This window comes from Allomuricauda sp. R78024, assembly GCF_044596045.1.
Taxonomy (GTDB): Bacteria; Bacteroidota; Bacteroidia; order Flavobacteriales; family Flavobacteriaceae; genus Flagellimonas.
Window position 1 is genome coordinate 1,682,496 of record NZ_CP138995.1, and the last position, 20,398, is coordinate 1,702,893.

General features: G+C 36.6%; 18 protein-coding genes. 8 read left to right on the forward strand and 10 right to left on the reverse strand.

Going from position 1 to position 20,398, the window contains the following annotated elements; genetic code table 11:
• Window positions 1-7: 7 nt before the first annotated feature.
• The 3 genes from creD to SJY44_RS07510 are packed head-to-tail and all read right to left on the reverse strand — an operon-like array spanning window position 8 to window position 2,323.
• A complete protein-coding gene (gene creD / locus SJY44_RS07500; protein WP_396591889.1) occupies window positions 8-1,366 on the reverse strand; it encodes a cell envelope integrity protein CreD in 1,359 nt (452 codons plus the stop codon).
• Window positions 1,367-1,419: 53 nt separating this feature from the next.
• The gene (locus tag SJY44_RS07505; RefSeq protein ID WP_396591890.1) at window positions 1,420-1,713 is read right to left on the reverse strand and encodes a winged helix-turn-helix domain-containing protein; all 294 of its coding nucleotides are present in this window, start codon (window positions 1,711-1,713) and stop codon (window positions 1,420-1,422) included.
• A 1-nt stretch (window position 1,714) separates the two neighbouring features.
• Complete coding sequence (locus SJY44_RS07510; protein WP_396591891.1) at window positions 1,715-2,323, reverse strand: hypothetical protein; 609 nt, start codon at window positions 2,321-2,323, stop codon at window positions 1,715-1,717.
• A 92-nt stretch (window positions 2,324-2,415) separates the two neighbouring features.
• Here SJY44_RS07510 and SJY44_RS07515 point away from each other — a divergent pair, with 92 nt between their 5' ends.
• Window positions 2,416-2,781, forward strand: coding sequence for a DUF1801 domain-containing protein (locus SJY44_RS07515; protein ID WP_396591892.1), 366 nt, complete (start codon window positions 2,416-2,418; stop codon window positions 2,779-2,781).
• Window positions 2,782-2,783: 2 nt separating this feature from the next.
• Here SJY44_RS07515 and SJY44_RS07520 read toward each other — a convergent pair whose 3' ends face one another.
• Both SJY44_RS07520 and kdsA read right to left on the reverse strand, forming a co-directional pair.
• Window positions 2,784-4,751, reverse strand: a complete 1,968-nt coding sequence (locus SJY44_RS07520; protein ID WP_396591893.1) for a DUF3857 domain-containing protein — start codon at window positions 4,749-4,751, stop codon at window positions 2,784-2,786.
• A 17-nt stretch (window positions 4,752-4,768) separates the two neighbouring features.
• Window positions 4,769-5,587: a 3-deoxy-8-phosphooctulonate synthase gene (kdsA, locus tag SJY44_RS07525; protein WP_396591894.1), complete on the reverse strand. Its 819-nt coding sequence runs from the start codon at window positions 5,585-5,587 to the stop codon at window positions 4,769-4,771.
• A gap of 69 nt (window positions 5,588-5,656) precedes the next feature.
• Here kdsA and SJY44_RS07530 point away from each other — a divergent pair, with 69 nt between their 5' ends.
• Window positions 5,657-6,214, forward strand: coding sequence for a hypothetical protein (locus SJY44_RS07530; RefSeq protein WP_396591895.1), 558 nt, complete (start codon window positions 5,657-5,659; stop codon window positions 6,212-6,214).
• A gap of 97 nt (window positions 6,215-6,311) precedes the next feature.
• Entirely contained in the window at window positions 6,312-8,111 is a 1,800-nt protein-coding gene (gene typA, locus SJY44_RS07535) for a translational GTPase TypA (protein WP_298928716.1), read from the forward strand.
• On the opposite strand, the gene ppgK is transcribed toward typA, so the two are convergent.
• The 3 genes from ppgK to SJY44_RS07550 all read right to left on the reverse strand — a co-directional run bounded on the left by ppgK (window position 8,108) and on the right by SJY44_RS07550 (window position 10,080).
• Window positions 8,108-8,875: a polyphosphate--glucose phosphotransferase gene (gene ppgK / locus SJY44_RS07540; RefSeq protein WP_396591896.1), complete on the reverse strand. Its 768-nt coding sequence runs from the start codon at window positions 8,873-8,875 to the stop codon at window positions 8,108-8,110. The genes typA and ppgK overlap by 4 nt on opposite strands.
• A gap of 87 nt (window positions 8,876-8,962) precedes the next feature.
• Window positions 8,963-9,394, reverse strand: coding sequence for a hypothetical protein (locus tag SJY44_RS07545; RefSeq protein ID WP_396591897.1), 432 nt, complete (start codon window positions 9,392-9,394; stop codon window positions 8,963-8,965).
• Between the two features lie 2 nt (window positions 9,395-9,396).
• Window positions 9,397-10,080 (reverse strand): ATP-binding cassette domain-containing protein, encoded by a 684-nt coding sequence (locus SJY44_RS07550; protein WP_298928709.1) that lies wholly within the window; start codon window positions 10,078-10,080, stop codon window positions 9,397-9,399.
• Between the two features lie 146 nt (window positions 10,081-10,226).
• Here SJY44_RS07550 and SJY44_RS07555 point away from each other — a divergent pair, with 146 nt between their 5' ends.
• From SJY44_RS07555 to SJY44_RS07565, 3 genes are all read left to right on the forward strand, one after another.
• Window positions 10,227-13,250, forward strand: a complete 3,024-nt coding sequence (locus SJY44_RS07555) for a tetratricopeptide repeat protein (protein WP_396591898.1) — start codon at window positions 10,227-10,229, stop codon at window positions 13,248-13,250.
• A gap of 13 nt (window positions 13,251-13,263) precedes the next feature.
• Complete coding sequence (locus SJY44_RS07560; RefSeq protein ID WP_396591899.1) at window positions 13,264-15,015, forward strand: TonB-dependent receptor; 1,752 nt, start codon at window positions 13,264-13,266, stop codon at window positions 15,013-15,015.
• Window positions 15,016-15,117: 102 nt separating this feature from the next.
• A complete protein-coding gene (locus tag SJY44_RS07565; RefSeq protein ID WP_396591900.1) occupies window positions 15,118-16,206 on the forward strand; it encodes an OmpA family protein in 1,089 nt (362 codons plus the stop codon).
• Between the two features lie 86 nt (window positions 16,207-16,292).
• Here SJY44_RS07565 and SJY44_RS07570 read toward each other — a convergent pair whose 3' ends face one another.
• Window positions 16,293-16,718: a hypothetical protein gene (locus SJY44_RS07570; RefSeq protein ID WP_396591901.1), complete on the reverse strand. Its 426-nt coding sequence runs from the start codon at window positions 16,716-16,718 to the stop codon at window positions 16,293-16,295.
• Window positions 16,719-16,870: 152 nt separating this feature from the next.
• Here SJY44_RS07570 and SJY44_RS07575 point away from each other — a divergent pair, with 152 nt between their 5' ends.
• A complete protein-coding gene (locus SJY44_RS07575) occupies window positions 16,871-17,959 on the forward strand; it encodes an OmpA family protein (protein ID WP_396591902.1) in 1,089 nt (362 codons plus the stop codon).
• A 57-nt stretch (window positions 17,960-18,016) separates the two neighbouring features.
• Complete coding sequence (locus SJY44_RS07580) at window positions 18,017-19,639, forward strand: amidohydrolase (RefSeq protein WP_396591903.1); 1,623 nt, start codon at window positions 18,017-18,019, stop codon at window positions 19,637-19,639.
• 47 nt (window positions 19,640-19,686) lie between these two features.
• On the opposite strand, the gene SJY44_RS07585 is transcribed toward SJY44_RS07580, so the two are convergent.
• Window positions 19,687-20,220, reverse strand: a complete 534-nt coding sequence (locus SJY44_RS07585; protein WP_298928683.1) for a DUF2911 domain-containing protein — start codon at window positions 20,218-20,220, stop codon at window positions 19,687-19,689.
• Window positions 20,221-20,398: the final 178 nt, after the last annotated feature.

Below are 20,398 nucleotides of genomic sequence, written 5' to 3' on the forward strand. Positions count from 1 at the left end.
TATACTTTTAGGTAGGCAATTGACTTCCTGACCAATCAATTTTTCTAGAGGTAAACATGATAATACTCAAAATGACAAACAGACCTATACTACCAACTAATAAGGCGTAGTCTTCCAGCTGTATTATCACAAAAATGAACGTATACAAACTAAACATGGACCCTAAAATCAAAAAAGTGAATTTTGAATTTTTTAAGATGGATCTGGAATATATTGTAATCAGTGTTACTACAGATACTCCTGAAATTAGATAGGCAAAAAGGTAACTTTGATGTTCAGAAATGGAAATTAAAAGGGTATAGAACATGACCAATGCCAATCCAATCATCAAATATTGAAAGGGATGAATGGATATTTTACTGCTAATCTGAATCAATAGAAATACTAAAAGAGTCAACCCAACAATCATAAGGCCATATTTACTGGTTCGCTCGGTTTTCTGGTAGTCGTCCACAGGCACAAGAAACTCGGTTCCAAATGAAAATTGTGATAAATCTGGTAACGAATCAAAAAAGTATTGCCCAAATCTTCGGTTGGTTTCCAACACCTTCCATTTGGCTTCAAAACCTTTGTCAGAAATCTTTTTACCTTCTGTATCTGGCAGAAAATTTCCATTAAAGCTTGGAGAATGCCAATTGGACTTCATGGATACGTCAGTTTCCCTGCCAATGGGAATATACTGTAGTGTTTGGCTGCCATTTATCCCAAAATTAGATTCAAAAGCAAAAGAATGTTCCTTTATTTTATTTAAGTCCGTTAAAAAACCAGATTCCAAGGTATTCATAAAAGAAGAATCGAACTTGGGTTTTAAAGGATATGTATTTTCGCTAAGTTTTACGTTGATGGTGTTCCGAATGCCTTTAAGGTTGCTAGTTTTAAATACAACCGTAGCTTTGTTCCAAAGAATATCTTCGTCCTTTATTTCCCTGACAGCGAAGTTGAGCTTGGCAAATTTTCCTTTTATTTTGGTATCAGCGGTATATACTACAGACTCATAGATGCCACGTTCTAAAGGTTGTGTGTTTACGTTAGAGTCTATATCAAGTTCCCAAGGAAAGAAATACGCTGTATGCATCTCCGGTTTTTCAGTTTTCAAAAAAGTTTTGGTTTTTTCATCAAAAACTTTTTCTTCTACATAAGTTCTATAAGGGACTTTTAAAATAGGTCCATAGAGCACCACTTTTTCACCCCATTTACTGTTGATTTCGGCAATAACATCAGTTTGTCTAAATCCTCTTTCTCTAATAAGGTCTTTTACAAAACTCAGCGGAATCAATAATATTAGAATTAAGAATCCTACGGTTAGCATTTTAGCTGAGATTGAGTTTTTAAACCAGTTTCCAATTTTCTGTTTTTGAATAGCCATAATATATAATTTAAAGTACTTTGAATTTCAAAGTGAATGAATAAAAAAAATGATTATTGATTTTTAATGATATGTTCCAATGCTTCTATGTGTTTTTTAAAGGATACTTTACCTAATGCAGTAGCTGAATATCTTGTGTTGGGCTTTTTGCCAATGAACGACTTTTCAATTTTTATATACTCCGCTTTTTCCAATGTCTTTGTATGACTGGCGAGATTACCATCCGTAACATCCAATAACTCTTTAAGCCGATTAAAATCAACCTCTTCATTAACCATAAGAATAGACATTATACCTAATCTTATGCGATGATCAAACAATTTGTTGATATTGTCAATAAGCCCCATGCTATGCTTTTTCTTCTTTAAAGTAAATCAGGCTGCCATATATAATGTGCAAAACACCAAATCCAATCACCCAGAACCAAAATCCGTACCCAGGTAGTGCAGCACATATCAATCCTAAAATGATTTCTGCATATCCCAAATATTTTACATTTCCAATGGTGTATTTGGAAGCATTTACCAACGCCAATCCATAAAAAATGAGCATTAATGACCCTGTGAGTCCATAATGCTGGCTGTTAAGTTTGATGAGAATATATATACCGCCAGTAACCAGTGGCACCAAAAAACTGATAAGCAATCTTTTAGTGGTTTCATCCCATACCTTTTCATTATTCTTTTTTGCTTTTTTTGAGGACAACAAATATGCAGTAACCAAGCTCAGAACAGCAACTGCGACTAAAATACCCACAATTATTTTAAAATTCCAACTATGTAGGGTCACATAACCTTCGTTTTTAGGAATTAGGAAGATATAAGTGACAATGGCTCCAGTAATGGCATAGATGCCAGCTAAAATCCCAGATAGCCCGCTAAGAGAGATAAATCTGGAAGAACGATTCATTAAATCCTTGATTTGGGAAATATCGTCTAAGTATTTTTTTGATTCCATTTTAAAGTACTTTGAAATTCAAAGTTAATATAATTTTCTTATCACGATGATTTTTTTTAAAAATTAGATGAATTACCACTTATTTTTGAATTATGAATCCAGCAGAGGACTACATTCTAAGCCAAGAGGAACCTTTTAAAGGTATTTTATTACAGCTACAAGTACTGATTGAAACGACTATCCCTCAATTGGAGCTAAAATTTAAATATAGAATCCCATTTTACTATTTAGATGGTAAGCCATTTTGTTATATAAATGTACCCTCCAAAAAAAAGTATGCTGATGTTGGTTTTTGGAGTTCTGCTCATTTAACTGCCCATCTTGATAAAATGACTACAGACGGAAGAAAAGTAATGAAATCTCTTCGCTATACTACTTTGGATGAAATTGATGGGCAAGTTTTGATTGAGGTCTTACAAGATGCCTATAATGTAAACCACAAAGGGTTTTGGAAGTAAGATTACATTTTTTCTAATACAATCAATGAATTACTCTGAATATTAACCGCGTTCATGAAGATTTCTTTGAGCGGATTATAATAATGAGAGGCAAAATTCGAATTTTTAATACAAAAATCAAAAAGCACTGTGATTACGCCGTATTTTTCAACGCACTCAAACCTTAGCTGTGCTGAATTATCACCGAGGATAATATTGCTGTTTTCGGGTAAGTTTTTTAGATTGTACCCTTCAGGTATTTTAATATATGTTTGATACTTAAAATTTCTTTTATACCCAAAATCTATAGGGTAGTTACGTTCTTCAAGAATAAAGGGATTCTTTGAAAAGAACTTTATAAAAAAGGGATTTAGATATAACTTATCTTCTATGCTACCCATTTCCCATTCAAATTTATACCGTTCTGAAACCCTTTTTTCATCTGAATTTTCTTCTTGTAATTCATAATCCGAAATACTTACCTCATTTGCAAAAGAGTCTTCAAGTTGTATGAGATAGTCTTCTTTGGATAATGCATTAATAGCTTTTCTTTTGTCAACGGCATAGTATCCTGTTTGAATGGAATTAAAACTTCCTTCAATTATTTCATTTTCCAAATCCAAAGAAACCATGCCTCTTACAATGTTCTTATTTTTTTCTTCAGGTGTAATGTCGTGCCAATAGCTCCCATTCGTAAAATCCATTACCCGACCATAATAATTCAAGCATCTATAGGGGAGCATTCCAAAAGGGGTTTCCTTATCAGTGGCATCCAAAAGATAGCTTTCCCCGTTTATTTCTGCTTTTACGACTAGATAATTAAAATCGGACATTACGGGATGTATTTTTTTTGGCATCCCGTTTTTTCTTGTAGACATAAGCATTATTTCAGCTTTTATATTAGACGCGTTGAGCAAATTGATTAGTGATAAATTAATTTCTCCCACGTTTCCAGCTTTTTTCTCAAAAGCATCTTTTACTCTACTATTTTGATGGATACTGTATTTTTTATTCCAAGTAAAGTAACTTTTTGTAAACTCATATATTTCCTTTGCTCTTTTGAGTTCGTCGGGTTCATCGAAAAGTTCTGATGGCACATTTTTTTCGAAATATGCATTTTTAGTAAGCTGCCTTCCAATGTCTTTATCAGCTTTGAACTCTTTATCAACATCCTTCCAAGTTTTGGTATATTTTTCCCGAACACCATTGAACCCCTTGAACTCAGACAGTTCAAACTCAATTTTTGAGATATAGTTTGAAGGCGCCAACATATATTTTTCCGCTTCTTTAAAAGCAGGGATATCTTTCATTCCGTATTTTACCACCTCGCAATCGCCAGTTATAGCATAACCTTCTATATGAAAACAACGCTTTTTTACACTGGATTCGTTAATATCCAATTCTAATGAACCAATAAGAGTTCTATTGTAAACATAATTTCCTGGTATCTCCGCAGTAAATTCACTCTGTACTTTTGGAATGTCGCTTTGAAAGACCCATCCTGTTAAATTATACATGTAAGGTGTAATCAATTTGTATTGATACTCCAGAATACTACCTTCTTGTAGATTTGGAAACGTAAATTTTTTTTCAGACCAATTTTCACTTACATCAGAAGTATAAATCTTGTTTTTTAACACAAAGTTTTTCGAATCTCCGTTGTGGGTTATGGCACTAATATTTTCAATTATTTCGGTTAGTCTATCTTTATGATAATAAGGAATAGAGATGGTGGCTTTATCAAACCCTTCCTTTTTTAGAATTTTTATTTTTACATGATATTCTTTGATTAATCTAATCTTACTACCTATTACCTCAAAATGGTCTTTGCCTTTTTCAAAAAGTACAACTGCCTTAGCGGTTGAATCTTTTTCATACGTTTTAAAATTTTTCTCAAAAGAAGTAAGCTTTCCAAATTCATCTTCTTTTTGGGCACTTACGGTTAAAAAGAAACAAGAAAATAGTAGCAGAAGAGTTTTATTACAATTCATCTGAATTAGGAAATGGGTTAGAGGTTGTTAATAGTTTTTCTTATCGCCACCAAATCGGTCAATAGTTTTTCTAGTAAACTTAGGTCCAGCATATTTGCACCATCACTCTTGGCATTGGCCGGGTCAAAATGGGTTTCCATAAAAAGTCCGTCAACTCCCGCGGCAATGCCTGCACGTGCCATAGTTCCTATTAACGCAGGTCTTCCCCCAGTTACACCAGAAGATTGATTTGGTTGTTGTAACGAATGCGTTACATCTAGTACCACAGGTGCATACTGCTTCATGGTGGGGATACCTCTAAAATCCACAATCATATCCTGGTAACCGAACATGGTACCGCGATCTGTTATAATGGCCTGCTCGTTACCCATCTCTGTTACCTTGGTAACGGCATGTTTCATGCTCTCTGGAGACATAAATTGTCCCTTTTTTAGATTGACAGTTTTGCCGGTTTTTGCCGCTGCTACGACCAAATCTGTTTGTCTAACCAAAAAAGCAGGAATTTGAAGGATGTCTACATATTCCGCAGCCATAGCTGCATCCTGTTCTGTGTGTATATCCGTAACTGTGGGAACTTTAAAAGTTTCTGATACTTTTCTTAGAATTTTCAATGCTTTTTCATCGCCAATACCAGTAAAAGAATCTATTCTGCTTCTATTGGCCTTTTTAAAACTCCCCTTAAAAACATAGGGAATCTCAAGCTTCTCCGTAATCTCAACTACTTGTTCGGCAATTCGAAGGGCCATTTCTTCACCTTCAATGGCACAAGGACCCGCTAGCAAGAAAAAATTATCACTATTTGTATGTTTTAACTGAGGGATTACGTCTAATTGCATCAACACATGTTTTGGCAAAAATACTATTTTGAAAAAGTATATGTTATAATAGTACCAAATTAACCTACAATGCATAGAATTATCCTTTTAGCAACCTTCTTTTGTTGCACTCTGATACAGGCCCAATTTGGCAAAAACTGCGAGGTAAGACAAATTAAGATTAACTTCTTTAACCCTGGCCTTGAGTATGAGATGGGTTTAGGGGTCAATAGCACTTTGGATTTTAGGGTAGCATGGCAAGTTGCATTGGAACCGGCAAGCTCTACACCTATTGAAGATTACGATTTCTTCCCGGCCATTACCGTTCAGAACAGATATTACCACAATTTTAATGGTAGGTATAGAAGAGGTAGACAGATTTATGGAAATTCGGGGAATTATATAGCTCCCACTGTTGCAGTTTTTTCTCCTGAGAAAAGAGTCGTAGAAAATACACTGGTAGATGGCGTACATGCATATTCAGGCTTGGTTTATGGTGTGCAAAGAAGTTTTAATTCTGGATTGAGTTTTTCAATAGATGCGGGAGCCGGTTATTATTTTGGTCCTTTTGAAGGGGGAATCCACCCAGTTTTAAATTTTAGTTTGGGTTGGATTATTAGCGAGAAGCGATGGTGTGTTGGAAAATAACTATGAAACACACTCAAAATCAATAAGATAAAAATAACATTTGATAGCACTAACAAGCAGAAAATAGCAGTATCTTTGCAGCCTTAAAAATTAGGTTATGACCAAGATTAAGAATATTGCTATCATAGCGCACGTTGACCACGGTAAAACAACCTTGGTTGATAAAATCATGTTTCATTGTCAGTTATTCAGAGACAATGAGAACAAGGGTGATTTAATTTTGGATAATAATGACCTTGAAAGAGAACGGGGAATTACAATTGTTTCCAAGAACGTTTCTGTTGTTTACAAAGACACTAAAATAAATATCATAGATACTCCTGGTCACGCCGATTTTGGAGGTGAAGTTGAGCGTGTGCTTAATATGGCAGATGGGGTACTGTTATTGGTAGATGCCTTTGAAGGACCTATGCCACAGACTCGATTCGTTTTACAAAAAGCTATTGATCTTGGATTAAAACCTTGCGTTGTCATCAATAAAGTTGATAAGGAAAATTGTACTCCAGAAGAAGTACATGAAAAGGTTTTCGATTTAATGTTTGAATTGGGAGCTGAAGAATGGCAATTAGATTTTCCGACGGTATACGGTTCAGCAAAGCAGAACTGGATGAGTGAAGATTTTCAAAAACCGACCTCTAATATAGAACCACTTCTGGATATGGTAATAGAACATGTCCCAGAATTTAAACCAGAGCAAGGGTCTACTCAGATGTTGATTACCTCTTTGGATTTCTCATCTTTTACAGGACGTATTGCTATTGGTAGATTACAACGTGGTACTTTAAAAGAAGGCCAGCAAATCTCTTTGGTGAAAAGGGATGGTAGTATTGTAAAAACCAAAGTGAAAGAACTTTTTACTTTTGAAGGATTGGGTCGTAAAAAAGTACAAGAAGTTGTAGCGGGTGATATTTGCGCAATAGTTGGTATGGAAGGCTTTGAAATTGGTGACACGGTTGCTGATTTAGAAAATCCCGAAAAATTGAAAACCATTGCCATTGATGAACCTACAATGAGCATGTTGTTTACAATTAATGACAGTCCATTTTTTGGTAAGGATGGTAAATTTGTGACTTCCAGACACATCAAAGAACGTTTGGAAAAAGAACTGGAAAAGAATTTGGCGCTACGCGTTGAAGAAACCGATAGTGCGGATAAATTCATGGTTTTTGGTCGAGGTGTTTTGCATCTTTCCGTATTGATAGAAACCATGCGTAGAGAAGGGTACGAACTTCAAATAGGACAGCCTCAGGTTATAATCAAAGAAGTTGATGGAGTAAAGTGTGAACCAGTAGAACATTTAACCATTGATTTGCCAGAAGAAGTATCTGGAAAGGCAGTAGAAATGGTTTCCATTAGAAAAGGTGAAATGACCAGTATGGAAGCAAAGGGTTCTCGAATGCTTTGTGAATTTTTGATTCCGTCCAGAGGAATTATTGGTCTTAGAAATCAATTGTTGACTGCCACCGCAGGTGAAGCTATAATGGCTCACCGCTTTTTAGAGTACCAACCTTTAAAAGGGGATATTGCACAAAGGCAAAACGGGTCTCTGGTCTCTATGGAGAATGGTACTGCTATTCCTTATTCTATCGATAAACTTCAAGATAGAGGCAAATTTTTTATTGATCCGGGAGAAGATATTTACGAAGGACAGGTTATTGGTGAAAATTCACGTGGTGATGATATGACCGTTAATGTAACCAAGACTAAAAAGTTATCGAATGTACGTTCTTCAGGTGCAGATGATAAGGCTAAAATTGTACCGGCTATAAAGTTTTCTTTGGAAGAAGCATTGGAATATATTCAGAAAGATGAATATGTTGAGGTAACTCCTAGTCATATTAGACTTAGAAAAATTTATCTAAAAGAAGTAGACAGAAAGCGAAACAAGATAGATTAAGCTTTTTCGCTTAAGTGACCATGATGCTGTTCTCTTAAACAAGCTACGGCAGCTCCAATAATACCGGCATGGTTCATTAATTCCGCTTTTACCACATCAGTTTCAATGGTAATTAAATGGTTGAATTCCTGCCATTTTTTTGATGTGCCCCCACCTACAATAATTAGGTCTGGAGAAATTATCAATTCTACCAATTTTAGGAACTTGTTGAAGCGTTTGCCCCATCTTTCAAAAGTGAGACCTTCTCTTTCTTTTGCCGATGCAGCTGCCCACTCTTCAATTTTCTTGTATTTTTTATAAGGAATTTGACCCAATTCAAAATTAGGAAGCAATACGCCATTGTAAAAAGCACCACTACCTAATCCTGTACCTATGGTAATCATGAGTACAAGTCCATTTTTCCCTTTTCCAACACCATAATTCATTGAAGCATAACCAGCAGCATCGGCATCGTTTAAAACGGTGAATTCATGGCCGGTAACTTTTGTGAAGAGTTCATCTATATTTACCCCAACCCAACTTGGATGCAGATTTCCGGCAGATTGGCAAACTCCATTTTTAACGATTGTTGGAAAACCACAACCAACAGGGCCGTTATACTTAAAATGATCAACAATTTGAGATATGACTTCGGCCATATCTTCTGGCTTTCTTGAACTAGGAGTAGGAATGCGGTATCTTTCCGTCAGCATTTCTCCAGTTTCAGCGTTTACCAACGCACCTTTAATACCTGAGCCTCCAATATCAATACCAAGAATTTCCATAAAAGGGAAGAAAATTTAGTTTTGACAAATAAACAAAAAACTTTTGGCGGTCAAAGGATTAACCGGTTAACAATATTCAATTATTTGTTAACGGTTCTCTTCAGAGGGCTGAATATAATAGTCTATAGAATTAAGGGAGTGATTTGAATCAATGCTATCCAAAATTTTGTCTATTGCCTTTCCAAACCCTGATAATGTGCCTAATTGCTTGTTTTTTCCAAGAGCGCTGGAAATAGTTTCATCGCTATTCCCAAATTCATATCCTCCATCTTTTATCCATAATAAGTTAAAGAGATGTTGCATGACTACATTCCCCAGCTGATCTATGGAAACGGCGATTTTTAAGGCAAATTCGCCAACTCCAACTAAGCCTTTGGTGAATAATTGTTGAAAAAAGCCGTAGACAAGCCCCAGCGGTCCGGTTAAAACCATTAAGATAATTGAGATTAAAAATAGAAGTATCCCAATTAAAGGTCTTGATTTTTTGTCCTTATTGCAATCCTGTTTTTTAAGAATCATGATCAAATCGCTTTTTGAATAACTTCAAAAACCTTACTGCCATCACATTTTAGTGTTTTGTGGGGATATTTTAGGATGAGCGCGTAATCATGGGTTGCCATGATTATGGTACGTCCATTTTGGTTAATGTCTTGCAGCACTTTCATGACCTCTACGCTTGTCTGGGGATCAAGATTTCCTGTGGGCTCATCTGCAAGAATGAGTTCGGGGTCATTTAATAGCGCACGGGCAATAGCTATGCGTTGTTGTTCTCCCCCAGAAAGTTCATGCGGAAACTTAAAACCTTTTGTTTTCATTCCCACTTTGTCCAAAACCTCTTCAATCTTGGCATCCATTTTAGAAGCATCTGTCCATCCGGTAGCTTTTAACACAAAACGGAGATTATTGTTTATGTTTCGGTCCGGCAGTAATTTAAAATCTTGAAAAACGATGCCTAGTTTCCTCCGTAAGAATGGAATATCTTTTTCTTGAAGTTTCTTTAAATCAAAATCCACTACACTGCCTGTTCCCTGTTTTAATGGAATATCAGCATACAAGGTTTTCATAAAACTACTTTTGCCACTTCCCGTTTTTCCAATGACATAAACAAACTCACCCTTCTTAACTTCTAAGGTGATATTGTTAAGAATTAAATTTTCATTTTGAAAAACAGCAACATCTTGTAATTTTACGATAGTTTCGGGCATAGTTTTACATTAAAAAAATAAAGGTACTAAGTTCTAAAATTATAAAGCGTTAAGCCTATCCAAATTTCGCTTCTTAGCTTTTAAATATACTTTGGCCCAAATTTTGACGTTATGTAAACAATCAATCGAGAACAGCGTAGAACACTATGAATCGAAAAAATCTTCTTCTTTTTCCCACTTTATTGGGTGCTTTTTTTATTGTTAAAGCTCAAGAAACCAAAATCTATTCACATGAAGACAAGGCTTTTCAAGATGCATTGGCCTTGTATAACAATGAACAATATCAGGCCTCGCAGGCTGTTTTTGAAAAAGTAAAAACCACCACCAAAGACGGTGAAACCGAAGCGAACAGTGCTTATTATTCTGCCAATGCCGCAATTAGATTGGGTCAGCGTGGAGCGGATAAAAAAATGGAAGATTTTGTGGAGCGTTACCCAACTTCCACCAAGCGTAACTCTGCTTTTTTAGATGTTGCCGACTACTATTTTGAGACGGGAAAATATCCTTATGCTTTAAAATGGTACAGAAAGGTAGATCAGTCTGCCATGTCAAATGCGGACAAGGAACGTTTTAACTTCAATAACGGCTATGCGTTATATGCTTCTAAAAAACCTAAGGATGCGGAACGCTATTTGAGCAAAGTGAGCAATTCACCAAAGTATGGTTCACAGGCTAAATATTATTTAGGATATATTGCTTACGAACAGGACGATTATGATGAAGCAAGCGCACGTTTTGACCAGATTACGGACCCTGAGTTGCTTAATGAAAAGTTGTCCTATTATCAAGCTGACCTAAATTTTAAACTTGGGAATTTTGAAGAGGCCATTGAAATAGCTAAAAAGCACCTGCCAAAATCTGACCGTAAAGAAATATCAGAACTCAATAAGATTATAGGGGAAAGTTACTTTAACCTAGAACAATATGATGAGGCCATTCCCTATTTAAAAAAATATAGAGGTAAGAGAGGTAAATTAAGTAATACGGATTATTACTTAACCGGATATAGCCATTACAAAAAAGGTGACTACGAAGGAGCAATCCAACAGTTTAATAAAATTATAGGTGGCACTAACAGTGTTTCCCAAAATGCATATTATCATTTAGCGGAATGTTATTTAAAGCTAGACAAGAAATCAGAGGCGTTAAATGCTTTTAGAAATGCATCTCAAATGGATTTCAGTGCTGAGATTCAAAAAGATGCGCTTTTAAACTACGCAAGATTGAGTTATGAAATAGGAAATGCCTACGAACCCGTTCCGCAGGTGATGACCACTTATTTGGAAAAATACCCGAAGGATGAGCATCAACAGGAAATACAGGAATTGTTGGTGGACTCTTATATCACCTCCAAGAATTTTGAAGGAGCCATGATGCTACTAGAAAAGAATAAGGGGTATGCCAGTAAAGAGACCTATCAAAAAGTAGCATTTTACAGAGGTGTGGAATTATTCATGGATGGTGATTACGAACCAGCTTTTGAACGGTTTTCAAAATCCTTAAAAAGTGCTGAGAATGCAGATTTTGAATCGCGCACCTTATACTGGAAAGCAGAATCTGCCTACAGGTTAAATAGGTTTGATGAAGCACTTGCAGATTTTAGCCAATTTCAGAAGCTTCCGGCATCAAAGAAAATGGAGGAATATCAAGATTTGGACTATAACCTGGGATACTGTTATTTTAAGTTGAAAGATTACGGCAAGGCAATTACATATTTTAAAAATGTAACCAATTCCGGTACAGAAGATGGCGAGCGGTTGAATGATAGTTATTTACGACTAGGAGACAGCTATTTTGTGACCAGTAAATACAAATCCGCACAGTCTGCTTACCATGAGTCATCCAAATTAAATGGCCCTGAACGAGATTACGCAGCATTTCAAAAAGCCTTGTGCAGTGGGTTTCTAGGAAACAATTCTGCTAAGATTGATGGATTAAATCAATTTTTAACCAGATATTCCAAATCTTCTTTACGTGATGATGCACTATTTGAACTTGGTAATTCTTATATCAAAAGCAACAAAGAATCTATAGGGTTACAAACATATGACCGATTGGTGGATGAATTTGGCAGGAGCAAGTTTGCCCCACGGGCTATGTTGCGTCAAGGCTTGGTGCATTACAACGCCAATAGAAACGATCAGGCTTTAACAAAGTTAAAGGGCGTAGTGCAGAAGTACCCGAATACACAAGAAGCAAAACAAGCCGTAGCTACTGCTAAATTGATATATGTGGATGAGGGTAGGGTTAGCGAATATGCAGCTTGGGCTAGAAACTTGGACTTTGTTGAAGTTACAGATGCTGAACTGGACAATGCAAGTTTTGAATCTGCAGAAAGAAAATATGTCGAAGGTAAGACTGATTTAGCTGTTCGAGGCTATGAGGACTACTTGAAAGAATTCCCCAATGGACTTCATGCGCTAAAGGTGAACTTTAATTTGGCCCAGCTCTATTTTTCAAAAGGAGATAAGGAAAAAGCATTGCCTAAATATCAAATTGTTGCTGACAGCGGCAATGGAGAATTTACAGAGCAAGCACTTACCAGGGTGTGCGAGATATTTGTTGGAAAACAAGATTATCAGAGTGCCATCCCATATTTGGAAACGTTGGAAAATACCGCGGAAATTGTGCAGAACAGAACCTTTGCACAGTCCAATCTAATGAAAGGCTATTATGGAAAAAAAGATTATCGCCAGACCATAGCTTATGCAGAAAAGGTATTGAAGGCTCCCAAAATTGATAATCGGATTAAGAGTGATGCGCAAATCATGATTGCCCGTTCGGCCATTGCAACCAATAACGAACCTTTAGCGGAGACTGCATACAAAGAGGTAAGGAAGATAGCAATTGGAGAAATGGCGGCCGAAGCCTGGTTTTATGATGCCTATTTCAAAAATAAGAACCAAGATTATGAAGCTTCAAATGTATCTGTCCAAAAATTGGCAAAAGATTATTCAGCTCATAAAGAGTGGGGCGGAAAAGGTCTGATTATCATGGCTAAGAATTTTTATGGTTTGAAAGATGCTTTTCAGGCAACATACATCTTAGAAAGTGTAATCACCAATTTTGCCGAATATGATGATATCGTGGCAGAGGCAAAAGGAGAGCTTTCCATTATAAAAGCCCGTGAAGCACAAAGTAATTCTTCAGTAGATCCTAATGGGAACTAAACCACAGCAAATCATGTACAAGAACATCTATATATATTCAATTCTATTTTTGAGCTTTTGGGGCACTGTTTTAGCACAGGAAACCGATGATATTGGTACTGAAACAGTTACCGTTGTAAAACCGTATTCCCCCACTGTTTCGGATGCCTTTAAACTAAAATCGACTCCTAATCTGAATGATTCCATTGTGCTTCAAAAAAAGAAAATCAATTACAGTATTTTCTCTGTTCCTGTTGCCTCAACATTTACGCCGGCAAAAGGAAAGGCATCGAGAGTGAAGAAGACTCCAGCTCCCACCTTATACAATTCATATGCTTCAGTAGGGTTAGGGAATTTCAATAATGCTTTAGTAGATCTATACACCAGTAGAGAATTTAATAGAGGAGAGGATTTATTGGATTTTGGGTTTAGCCATCATTCATCTCGCGGAGATATTGAAACTACACCGCTTGAAGCTGATTTTTATAATACGAAGTTTGATGTTTCCTATTCGAAAAAAGACAGGGATATTGAGTGGGGCGCGGACCTTGGACTCCAACATCAGTTATACAATTGGTATGGCATAGAAAACGGCGCTTTTGATGATGCTACGGTTGCTTCAATTGATGAAAGACAAAATTATTTTAATGCCGAAGCAAAAGCACACCTAAATTTGGAAGACTCCTTCTTTAAAAAGGGTAATATCTTGCTGAGACGATTTTGGGATGCCACAGAATCCGGAGAGAATCGTGTGGTTATCAAGCCAACTATAGAGCTTCCTATTACCGAAGAATTGGTGACCATCAATACAAAATTGGATTATATAAACGGGAACTTCAAAAATGCATCTTTGAACAATACCGTAAACGATGGGGAGATTAACTATAGTCATTTTCAAGCTGGGGTAAACCCAAGTCTTTTAATATTAAGAGATGACCTTACCCTAAATTTGGGAGCCAATCTTGTATATGGATTGGATACGGAAAATAACGACAGCAACTTTTATATTTATCCAGCTGTAACAGCGTCTTATCGCTTACTTGATGAAACAGTAATTGCCTATGGAGGGTTAGAAGGAGAGCTAAAACAAAATTCTTACTACGATTTTGTAGAAGAGAACCCTTATGTTTCTCCAACCCTGTCCATACTGCCCACAGACCAACAATATGAAGGATATTTAGGTTTAAAAGGCCAATTACTTTCTAATGTAAGTTATAATATTAAAGGCTCATACACTGCCGAAAATAGAAGACCATTATTCCTTTTAAATCCACAAAACTTGGTTAGGGATGATGAAAAGGGCTATTTCTATGGGAACTCCTTTCAGGTTTTTTATGATGATGTAAAAACCCTTGGCATTTTCGGAGAATTAAATATCGATGTAAACCGAAATTTTACTTTGGGCATCAATGCTGAATTCTATGACTATGATACCGAAACCGATAACCCAGCTTGGAACTTACCAAGTGTTAAAGGGTCTTTGTTCATGGATTACCAAATAGATAAGCAATGGTACCTTGGCGCCAATTTGTTTTATGTTGGCGAGCGTGAGGATTTGGTGTCAACAGCTGTAGCCAGTACTCCACCCAATTTATTTCCTTCAACCATTGTGACATTGGATAGTTTTTTTGATGCCAACGCTCATGTTGGGTATCGTTTTAATGAACAACTTTCGGTTTTTGTAAAAGCTTCCAATATTGCCAATAATGATTATCAACGTTGGGCCAATTTTAGGGTTCAAGGTTTTCAAGCTCTAGCGGGGGTTTCGTATAAGTTTGACTTCTGATTTGTAGGAAAAATACAATAAGGTGTTAGGAAAATCGTTATACATCTTACTAATGACCTGCTTATTTTATCAAGGTCGGTTGCTCCAATTCAATTGGAAGTCATGCGATTACGATTCATACACATATTGCCCCTTTCTCTTTTTACCCTGATTTTTTCGTCAGCGGTATCCCAAAACCTGGTACACAATGGTGGTTTCGAAGATTTTATAGAATGCCCAATTAAAATGAGCAATCTAAACAAAGACGCCGAATATTGGAGCGCCCCAACGTTGGGAACTACGGACTATTTTAATGAATGTAGCAAGACCAAGCTAGGAATTCCATTGAATTTTAAAGGAAAACAAGAAGCTTTTGAGGGAAATGGCTATGCTGGCCTGTATTTGTTTGCCCCAAAAGATTACAGGGAATATATTCAAGTACAGCTATCTGAAACCTTAAAAAAAGGACATAGGTATAGACTTAGTCTTTCTCTAAGTCTTTCTGAAAAATCCGACGGAGCAGTAATGGATATTGGTGCCGTATTTTCAGAAAAACCATTATCTATTCATACCAAGAGGCAGCTCTCAAATGCTACTTTGGCCTCTGAGATTACAAAAACCACGCATGCCAAACAATTTTCGTCCAATGGGTTTTATGATGATAAAAAGAACTGGATGCAAGTTGAATTGGATATTGTTGCCAAAGGATTTGAAAGCACCCTTGTCCTAGGGAACTTTAAAAGTAACGGAGGTACAAACTATTTGGATTTTGGAAAGAATACGGTCAATGACGAAGGGTATTCATATTATTACTTAGACGATATTACACTCACATATTTAGGTCCTGAATACAAGCCAAATCAAAGTTATGTGCTGAATCATGTTAATTTTGATTTTGATCGCTTTGAATTGGAACCTAAAGCAAAACAAAGTTTAAAGGATGTTTACGAGTATCTAAAAAAGAACCCTAGTCTAAAGGTATCCATTAGTGGACATACAGACGATTTGGGCTCCGAAGAATACAATGAGGTATTATCTAATGAAAGAGCCAATACCGTTGCACGCCATCTAATACGTTTAGGGCTTGAAAAAACACGTATAACCTATGCTGGTTATGGAAATAAGATTCCTTTGGATAGTACACTTACAGATAAAGCCAGAAGGAAGAATCGCAGAGTTGAATTTGTGATGACCGAATTTGTTGATGAGTAATAACCTATCATCATCTACAATAGTAACAACTTTACTTGCATTAAATCTGCCACTAGATAACTGGAAGGCTGGAAGAAGGGTGGAATTTAATTGGAACTATTGAAAACGCTGGCCAAAAGGTTTTCAGATGTGGGAAACAAAATTGCTTCATTCCATGAATCCCAATAAAATTTTTGGTGCAAGCTAGAACTGCCATCCAATAGTTTCTTTATATCGGCATCATATTCCAATATAATATTACCTGCATTGCCACCGCTTAAAACAAAAAAAGACTCTGGTTTATAACCTTTGGATTTGATGTTGATTTTCCAATGAAAATCTTTTTCGCTACTGAGCAAAAAGGTACCCTCATAGTCGGTATAGGTAATAATGTCCGTTGCATTTATTTCAACAGAAGCCCGATAAACAGGAAACCCAAGTTGATCAACAACTTTGCCATTTATCTTATTTTGGCCAAAGCCTAAATAAGGAACAATAGATAAAACGAGCATATAGGTGACTATGCGCATCATAGTAAGATTTGGACTATAGTAACGAATTTTGTTGGAAATTAGTATTATAAGAAGTATGAAATTAGCAAAACCAAAAAATATCAAGTTGAACAATATGGGCTAAAAAACCACGTTTGTATAAGCGGTACGAGAACCTACAAATCAACATAACTATGTTTTACAAGGTTACTCGTATTTTTTTACTTCTCAGTTTTTGTTTTTTACTAGGAACTCCACTTTCAGGGCAAAATTTGATTTTAAACCCTGGCTTTGAAAATTATAAATCCTGTCCAGAGAACATCACCAATTTTGGTACTTTGCTTGAAGATGTTTCTTTACCGACATCAAGTTCAGGTGACTACTTTAACGCATGCGGTTCAAATGATTTTGGTGTGCCATCCAATTTTAAGGGCTCCCAAAAAGCGAATGAAGGCTCGGGTTATGTAGGACTTTATTTCTATGCATTAAACGACTATCGTGAATATATTCAGTTGAACACCAGCAAAACACTCAGAGAAAAACACCCTTATAAAATTACATTGCAATTGAGTCTTGCAGAGGCTTCTAGTTTGGCTTTGAAAAATATGTCAATTGTGTTGGTCAATAAAAAAGTAAAGTTCCCGAATGGTTCGGCTTTGACCGGTTCTCGTTTGGATTTACAGGAAGATGTAGCATTTCAAGTAGTAAAGCTTAAACCAAACAAATCATTGGCAAACACAGATGATTGGATAACGCTAACAGCTGAATTTGAAGCCAAAGGTTTTGAAAACCATATTATTGTTGGGAACTTCAATAATAATTTAAATACAGAATTATTGGAACAAGAGGGTACTGTGCTATCCAGTGATTTTTCCTATTATTATGTTGATAATGTGGGTCTTGAAGAATTGCCAAGGGTCAATTATGAAAAAGACAAGATATACGTTCTAGAACGCAATCCATTTGAACCAAAAGGATATGAACTGGATGCTGAAGCAGTTGCGAGCGTTAAAAAAATATTCAAGTATCTCAAAGAAAATGCTGAGGTACAAATGAAGATCACAGGTCATTCAGATAATGTTGGACAACCTGGATACAACAAGTTTATATCCTCTTTAAGAGCTAGGGCCGTTGCACTTTATCTTAAAAATCTTGGCATTGACGACAATCGTATTGTTTGGGAAGGTGTTGGGGACACAAGACCGCTCGGAAATGGAAAAATCAAGGAGAGTCATCTTTCCAATCGTAGAGTAGAGTTTGTGATGACCCAATTTGAAGATTAATAAGACGATAATAAATACATACGATTACATTTTCTATTTTTGAGGAAACCTTCAAAAATGAATAAGCTTCTTTTCTATTTTTTAATCACTCTTTTATTTGCTTCCTGCAATTCAAAAGAAGAGGTGGATTTAATCGTTTTCAATGCCAATGTCTACACTGTAGATGCCAATTTCTCCAAAGCAACCAGTATTGCTGTAAAAGATGGAAAAATTGTGGCAGTAGCTGATATTGAGGACATCAATCAAAAATATAAGGCAAAAAAAGAGTTAGACGTCGAAGGAAAAACTATTGTTCCTGGATTAATAGACGCGCACTGCCACTTTTATGGATTGGGCCTTACCCAACAGGTTGTGGATTTGGTCGGCACTTCTAGTTTTGATGAGATTGTTGATAAAGTTGTAGCGTTTCAAAAAGAAAACCCAACCAACTTTATTCAAGGTAGGGGATGGGACCAAAATGATTGGGAGGTCAAAGAATTCCCTACAAAAGATAAGCTTGATGAATTATTTCCTGATACCCCCATCGCTTTAGAGAGAGTAGATGGACATGCTTATTTAGTCAATCAAAAAGCTTTGGATTTGGCAGGAATTACTGCAAGTACTGAAATTGAAGGAGGGGAAATTGTAAAAAAGGATGGAAAAATAACCGGTGTATTGGTGGACAATCCCCAAAGGATGATAGATGCGGTTATTCCGCAGCCTAACCGGGCAACTCAAATTCAGGCCCTAAAAGATGCAGAACGTTTGTGTTTAGATTACGGTTTGACCACGGTTAACGATGCAGGATTGTACAAATCCACAATTGAGCTGATCGATAGTTTGCAAAATGCTGGGGAATTGGCAATAAGGGTATATGCTATGGTAAGCAATACCAAAGAAAACCTGGATTATTACTTGGATAAAGGAATTATTAAGACGGATAGGTTAAATGTGCGTTCTGTAAAAGTTTATGGCGATGGTGCTTTGGGTTCCCGTGGTGCGGCACTTAGAGAACCGTATTCAGATAAAGAGGGGCATTTTGGGGCCATGATTACTCCAGTAGACCAAATTGAAGGTTTGGCAGAGCGTATTGCCGCTTCGGAATATCAGATGAATACCCATGCCATTGGGGATTCGGCAAACATTGTTGTTTTGAGAGCTTATAAAAAAGCACTTGAAGGGAAACAAGATAGACGCTGGAAAGTGGAGCATGCGCAGGTAATCTCGGAAGCAGATTTTGATTATTTTGAAAATGGAATAATTCCCTCAATACAACCCACACATGCAACTAGTGATATGTATTGGGCCGAAGATCGTTTGGGTGAAGAGCGTGTGCAAGGTGCCTATGCTTTTAAGACCTTATTGGATAAAGCAGGTACGGTGGCCTTAGGTACCGATTTTCCAGTAGAGCGTGTAAGTCCTTTTTTAACATTTTATGCAGCTGTGGCGCGTCAAGATTTGGAAAAGTACCCAGAGGGAGGTTTTCAAATGAAGGATGCACTCTCTCGAGAAGAAACCTTAAAGGGAATGACCATTTGGGCGGCACACTCCAATTTTGAAGAAGGTGAAAAAGGAAGTATAGAAGTTGGCAAATTTGCTGACTTTGTGATTTTAAGTGATGATATTATGACCATGCCAGTTGATGGAATTCCTAACTTAAAAGCAGAGCAAGTTTTTGTTGGAGGAAATCAAGTAAAATAAAAAAACGAGCCTTTTGGCTCGCTTTTTCAACATTAAAATTATTGTGATTATAAGCTCATAGCTAAAGAAACACGAGTGGTTCCCCATCCCATGACCATATTGCTTCCAGCTTCATCAAAAGCAATTGAGAATGCTTCCAAAGACTCGCTGTCAGTACTAGCTTTAGCAGTAACTCTTGCAACGTCTGCAGCACTATCATAGGAGTATGCTCCCCATTGATTCAAATTGCTATTCAGAATAACAGTCCATTCACTCTCTCCAGGAATGGTAAACAATGCATAAGTTCCAGCTTTTACAGATTTTCCACCAATTGTGGCATCCTTGTAAAAAGTAATTTCTGGTGCTTCGTTAGCTCCAGTTCTCCATACCTTACCTGCTGGTGCAAGTTCAGAAAGGCTCCGACCTTTTAATTGTGGACGACTATAGATTACACGAACAGCTTTTTCCGAAACTCTATAACTGGAAGGATAAGCAGCGATGTCCGCAGGGCTTTTATCTAAACCACCAAACTTTTGTGCTGTGGCTTCTGTAGAAAAAACCAATGCTAGGGTTAAGAAAGTAAGTAAGAATACATTTTTCATGATTAAAATTTTAGTTGTCCCCAAAACTAGCGTGTAATTGAATGGGGTTTTTATAAAGAGACGTTAAAATTTGACAACCTTTCAAAATGTTCAAGATTTGTGCAAAAGAACTTAAAAACATATAGATTTTCAGTTTAAATGAATTTTTTAGTTATGAATTGTAATTAAAAAGATGTTT